This is a genomic window from Pseudorhodoplanes sp., from assembly GCF_050250235.1.
In the GTDB taxonomy this organism is placed as follows: domain Bacteria; phylum Pseudomonadota; class Alphaproteobacteria; order Rhizobiales; family Xanthobacteraceae; genus Pseudorhodoplanes.
In genome coordinates this window covers 1-5,777 of the sequence record NZ_JBFWPA010000241.1, presented here as the reverse complement: position 1 = coordinate 5,777, position 5,777 = coordinate 1, and the positions used below count along the sequence as shown (strand labels likewise).

Sequence of the window (5,777 nt, the reverse complement as noted above, 5' to 3'; positions counted from 1 at the left end):
GGCGCTCGATGTCCAATCGGCGCTCAGCATCGCCGAGCGGCGGCTGCCGCCCGAAATGGTCGATCCGCCGAGCTTTCGCAAAGTGAACCCGGCCGATCAGCCGGTGCTGTTCCTGGCACTGTCGTCGAGCAGCCTGCCGCTGACGCAGGTGGACTCCTATGCCGAAGACGTCATCGCACCGCAGATCTCGCAAATCCTCGGCGTCGCGCAGGTGTCGGTGTTCGGCCAGCAGAAGCGCGCCATTCGCATCGAGGCCGACCCGCGGCTTGCGGCGAGCCGGGCTTTGAGCCTTTCCGACATCCATACCGCGGTCGCCGCCGCGGATTCGAATTCGCCGGTCGGCAGTCTTTCGGGCGACAGCCGCAATGTCACGATCAACTCGCAAAGCCAGCTCGGAACGGCTGACGATTATCGCCCGCTGGTGGTTGCGTGGCGGGAAGGCAAGCCGGTGCGGCTTGGCGATGTGGCCTCGATCCGCGAAGGGGCGCAGAACGAAAACACTGCAAGCTGGTTCAACGACAGGCGCGCCATCATTCTCGCGGTATTCCGGCAGCCCGATGCCAATACGATCGACGTGGTGGACCAGGTGCGCGCGCATCTCCCCGGCTATCGCGAGCAGATCCCGTCCTCGGTCTCGCTCGAGATCACCAATGACCGGTCGCTGTCGATCCGCAATGCCGTTCACGATGTCGAATTCACCCTGATGCTCGCGGCGCTGCTTGTCGTGCTCGTGATCTTCGCCTTCCTCAAGTCGCTGCGCGCCACGCTCATTCCCGTCCTGTCGCTCCCCGTTTCACTCATCGCGACCTGTGCGGTCATGGCGCTGCTCGGCTTCTCGATCGACAACATGTCGCTGCTCGCGATCACGCTCTCGACCGGGTTCGTCGTCGACGATGCGATCGTGATGCTCGAAAACATCGTCCGCCATATCGAGGCCGGTGCAAAACCATTCGCGGCGGCGATCGAGGGCGCGCGCGAGATCGGCTTCACCATCCTGTCGATGACGATATCGCTGGTCGCCGTGTTCATCCCGGTTCTGTTCATGAACGGCGTGGTCGGGCGGATATTCCGCGAATTCGCGATCACCATCTCGGTCGCGATCCTCGTCTCGGGCTTCGTGTCCCTGACGCTTACGCCGATGCTCAGCGCGCGCATCCTTGCGGCGCATCAGGGCGAGGGCAGGGGCATCATTGCGCGTCTCTCCGATACGGTCTTCGGATGGATGGAAGCGGGCTATCGTAACTCGCTGGCTCTGGTCCTGCGGTTCCAGGGCCTCATGCTGCTGGTGACGCTTGCATCGATGGCGGCCTCGGTCTGGCTTTACATCGTGGTTCCCAAGGGCTTCTTCCCGACCGAGGATACAGGCTCGCTTACTGCCTCGATCAAGGCTCTGCCGGATATCGGCTTCGCGACGCTCGCGGCCAAGACACAGGCGGTCAGCGCGATCGTCCGCAAGGATCCCGCCGTCGCCTATGCGCTGTCGACCGCCGGCGGCAATGGCGCGCAAGGCAGCGCAGCAAGGCTTTTCATCTCGCTCAAGCCGCTCGATCAGCGCAACGCGAATGCGAGCGATGTCGCCCGGCGGCTGACGCGCGAGGCCTCCGTCGTTCCGGGCGTCAGGCCGTTTTTCCAGGTGGTGCAAAACATCCAGGTCGGCGGACGCTCGGCCAGGGCCGACATCCAGTACACGCTGCAAAGCGTCGATCTCAACACGCTGATCGGTGTCGTTCCCGACATTGTAAATCGGCTCAGCGCCCGGCCAGAGCTGCGCGACGTCACAACCGATCTCGAGCTCAGCAACCCCGAGCTCCTCGTCGATATCGATCGCGACCGCGCCGCCGCACTTGGCGTGTCGGTCGACGACATCCGCTCGACGCTCTATGACGCTTTCGGCGATTCACAGGTGGCGACGCTCTACACGCCGGCGAACGACTATCCGGTCATCCTGAGTGTGCCCGATAATTTGCAGAACGATCCCAATGCGCTGTCGCTCATCTCGGTCAAATCCACGAATGGCGCCGTCATCCCGCTCGATCAGGTGACGCATATCCGGCATGATGCCGGGCCGTTGTCGATCAATCATCAGGCCCAGCAGCCTTCCGTCACCATCGCCTTCAATCTGGCGCCCGGCATTTCGCTCGGCGATGCGGTGGCGATCGTGAATCAGGAAACGGCAGCCGCGCATCTGCCGGACTCGATCTCGACCAGCTTCTCCGGCACGGCGCAGGTCTTCGTCGACGGGTTGAGCGGGCAGGGCTTCCTGATCCTCATTGCCGCGCTCGTGATCTACATCATTCTCGGTATTCTCTATGAGAGCTTCATCCATCCGCTGACGATACTCTCCGGATTGCCGTCGGCGGGCATCGGCGCGCTCATTGCGCTGATGCTGGCGGGGATGGACCTCTCGGTCATCGCGGTCATCGGCATCGTGATGCTGATCGGCATCGTCAAGAAGAACGGCATCATGATGATCGATTTCGCGCTGGCGCGGCAGCAGGCGGGCGACAGCGCCCCCGAAGCCATCCGCGAGGCCTGCCTGCGGCGCTTCCGGCCGATCATGATGACGACCTTCGCGGCAATCCTTGGCGCCGTTCCCATCGCGGCGGGCTTCGGCGCGGGCTCGGAGCTGCGCCGGCCTCTGGGTGTGGCGATCGTCGGCGGTCTCCTCGTGTCGCAACTCCTGACCCTCTACATCACGCCGGTCGTCTTCCTGGCGCTCGAAAGGCTGCGCGTGCGCATCGGCTCGCTGGGCCGCCGCAGCCCGGCATTGCATCCGGCCGAATAGCGGCAGGCTTTCGAATCCCGTATGCTGGTTCCTCAAGCAAGGGCAGGGGAAATCAGGCATGGTCAAATCGGTACTGGGGATCATCGGCGGCTCCGGCGTCTATGATGTCGACATGGACAATGCCCGCTGGGAGCGGATCGCAAGTCCGTGGGGGGAGCCGTCGGATGATGTGCGGCGCGGGGAAGTCAACGGGCTGCCGGTCGTGTTCCTGCCGCGCCATGGACGGGGCCATCCTTTTTCACCGACAACGATCAATTACCGCGCCAATATCGACATACTGAAGCGGGCAGGGGTGACCGACGTGATCTCGCTCTCGGCCTGCGGATCGTTTCGCGAGGAATTGTCGCCCGGCACTTTCGTGCTCGTCGACCAGTTCATCGACCGCACTTTCGCGCGTGAGAAATCCTTCTTCGGGACGGGCTGCGTCGCCCATGTCTCACTCGCCTATCCGATCTCGCCGACGCTACAGGATCATGCGGAGACGGCGCTCAAGGCGGAAGGCATCCAATATGCCCGCGGCGGAATCTATCTCGTGATGGAGGGCCCGCAATTCTCGACACTGGCGGAATCGCAGCTCTACCGGTCATGGGGATGCAGCGTGATCGGCATGACCAATATGCCGGAAGCGAAGCTCGCGCGCGAAGCCGAACTCACTTACTGCACCGTCGCGATGGTGACGGATTACGATTCCTGGCATCCCCATCACGGCGAGGTCGACATCACGTCGATCCTCAAGGTGCTGAAGGGCAACAGTGAGAATGCCCGCCGCTTCGTGGCCAGACTGGCGAGGGACTTTCCGCGCGAGCATCCGGTTTGCCGCATCGGCTCCGACACCGCGCTCGAATATGCGATCATCACGGCGCCCGAGAAGCGCGACCCGGCGCTCCTTGCCAAGCTCGATGCTGTCGCCGGGCGTGTCCTCAGTCGTGGTTAGTTGAAGTTCGTGGAGACGGAGCGCTTCTTCTTACGCTTCGTGACCGCCATCGCCGATTGCTGCACGCGCGCAATGACCATCTTCACGAAGGGATGCTTGCTCAGGCGCTTCTGCTCGGCGGCATCGAAGGCTGCATGCTTGCGGTTGCATGCGTTCTGCACGCGGTCGACGATCTGCTGGGCGCGCCGGTCGATCTCGTCGCATGACTTCGCCCGCAGCGCGTTGATCTGATTCTCGATGTCGCGGGCGCAGCCGACCCAGATGGCGCGATGCGTTTCCTCGTGCTTCTTGAGGAACTGGGTGAATTGCTGCCAGCGCGCGGAAACCTTGGGCGTCAAGCTTTCCTGATCGGCGATGCGCGGCAGCCTGATGGTGAACTTCATCGCGAATTGGTAATCGCGCACGCGGCAGAGGCCTTTCTGCTCGAGCTTGCCGGATTGCGATGACTCGGCGAGCGTCGCGGCATAGGCCTTGGCGCCGTTTACATGGGGGCCGCGGCTTAGCATCGAACTATAGATGTCGATCGCCGATTCACCCGATACTTTGTAATAGACATAGTTGGTGGTGACAGCCGGTTTCGCTGCCGCCTGACCACAATAAAAGGCGCTTGCCGCGCCAATAAGGAATAACGCCGTCGCCGATACGCGCATGAGTGCCCTGCCTGTGCCCTTGCGCCCAAACTATGGTACCGAAACCCGTCCGGCAAGAGACAAATGCCGGTTCCGAATTCAGGCTTGCCGTCAGTTTTGCCTTGGCGCATATTCCCGCGCCACGGAATGCGGCGACGCAGACCGATCGGGCAAAGCAATTGGAACCCGGTGAAGCTGATCCGGCGAAAGGAGTCGCCGCAGACTGACCTTCCCGTAGTTTTCGGCTGTGCCTTTTCCATCATCCGGGAGTCCATATCCCGGGCGGTGGTCTGGAGTGAACAGGACGGGACAAGGGAGTTTGCTGCGCATGCGTCAGAACGGCACCATCAAATTCTTCAATCAGGCCAAGGGTTACGGTTTCGTCTCGCCGGAAGGCGGCGGGAAGGATGTGTTCGTTCACATCACGGCTGTCCAGCGTTCAGGAATTCCCGAACTGGCCGAGGGTATGCGGATCAGTTTCGAAGTCCAGCCGGACAAGCGCGGACGCGGACCCCAGGCCGTCAATCTTCAACTCATCTAGCGAAACATTCCACGCCCGCTCCATGTGTGTTAGTCTTAGCCCATGGGGTAAGGACAGGTTTCGCTTTTCTAACCATTCTGGTGCTGGCCGGCCATGCGCCCGCGAGAGCCGATCCGAATTGCACGTGCCGGGCCAATGGCCAATCCTACGCGCTTGGCCAGATCCTGTGCATTCGCGGCAAGCTGGCGCAGTGCCAGATGAACCTCAACAATACAAGCTGGCAAACGATCGCTGAAACATGTCCAGAATCCCGAAATCAATCCAAACGCTATTCCGTGGCATCGTACTCGCCGCGTTTGTCCTCGGCGCGGCAGCGCTAGGCGGGCCTGAGGCCGCCCTCGCCAGAGATACGCGCGGCGGCGACTTCGACTATTACGCGCTGGCGCTTTCCTGGTCGCCGACATTCTGCCAGTCGCCCGCCGGCGATGATGCGGATCTGCAATGCAATTCGAAGCGGCGTTACGATTTCGTCGTGCATGGCCTGTGGCCGCAATATGAGAAGGGATGGCCGGACAGTTGCCAGACGCGCGAGCGCTGGGTTCCCGATGAATTGATCGACGCCATGCTGGACCTCATGCCGTCGAAGAAGCTCATCATCCATGAATGGCGAAAGCACGGGACATGCAGCGGACTGAAGATGCGCGATTACTTCGCGCTCATCCGTGCCGTCTATGGGAAGGTCAAGATCCCGGCGCGCTATGTCATGCCGAACGACACCATCATCACGACGCCGCAGCAACTCGTTACCGATTTCGTCAAGAGCAACCGCGATCTCACCGAAGGGATGATCTCGGTCCAGTGCGGCAACAGGCGCGACGATGCACGCCTGTCCGAGCTGCGCATCTGCTTCACGCGCGACGGGGAGTTCCGTGAGTGCGGCAGCAATGA

Annotated in this window: 5 protein-coding genes; 4 read left to right on the top strand and 1 reads right to left on the bottom strand. The window is 62.0% G+C overall.

The window, feature by feature from the left end; translation table 11 throughout:
* The coding region (locus tag AB7F49_RS37660) for an efflux RND transporter permease subunit (protein WP_428532585.1) at positions 1-2,785 on the top strand (2,785 nt) is incomplete at its 5' end.
* Between the two features lie 58 nt (positions 2,786-2,843).
* Entirely contained in the window at positions 2,844-3,719 is an 876-nt protein-coding gene (locus AB7F49_RS37655; protein WP_428532582.1) for an S-methyl-5'-thioadenosine phosphorylase, read from the top strand.
* Here the strand turns inward: AB7F49_RS37655 and AB7F49_RS37650 are convergent.
* Positions 3,716-4,369 carry a DUF922 domain-containing protein gene (locus AB7F49_RS37650; protein WP_428532579.1) on the bottom strand — a complete coding sequence of 218 codons (654 nt, stop codon included), beginning with the start codon at positions 4,367-4,369 and terminating at the stop codon, positions 3,716-3,718. The genes AB7F49_RS37655 and AB7F49_RS37650 overlap by 4 nt on opposite strands.
* A gap of 307 nt (positions 4,370-4,676) precedes the next feature.
* On the opposite strand from AB7F49_RS37650, the gene AB7F49_RS37645 reads away from it, so the two are divergent.
* Together AB7F49_RS37645 and AB7F49_RS37640 are read left to right on the top strand one after the other, a co-directional pair.
* Complete coding sequence (locus AB7F49_RS37645; RefSeq protein WP_428532576.1) at positions 4,677-4,889, top strand: cold-shock protein; 213 nt, start codon at positions 4,677-4,679, stop codon at positions 4,887-4,889.
* Between the two features lie 238 nt (positions 4,890-5,127).
* A partial coding sequence (locus tag AB7F49_RS37640) for a ribonuclease T2 family protein (RefSeq protein WP_428532573.1) occupies positions 5,128-5,777 on the top strand: 650 nt, incomplete at its 3' end.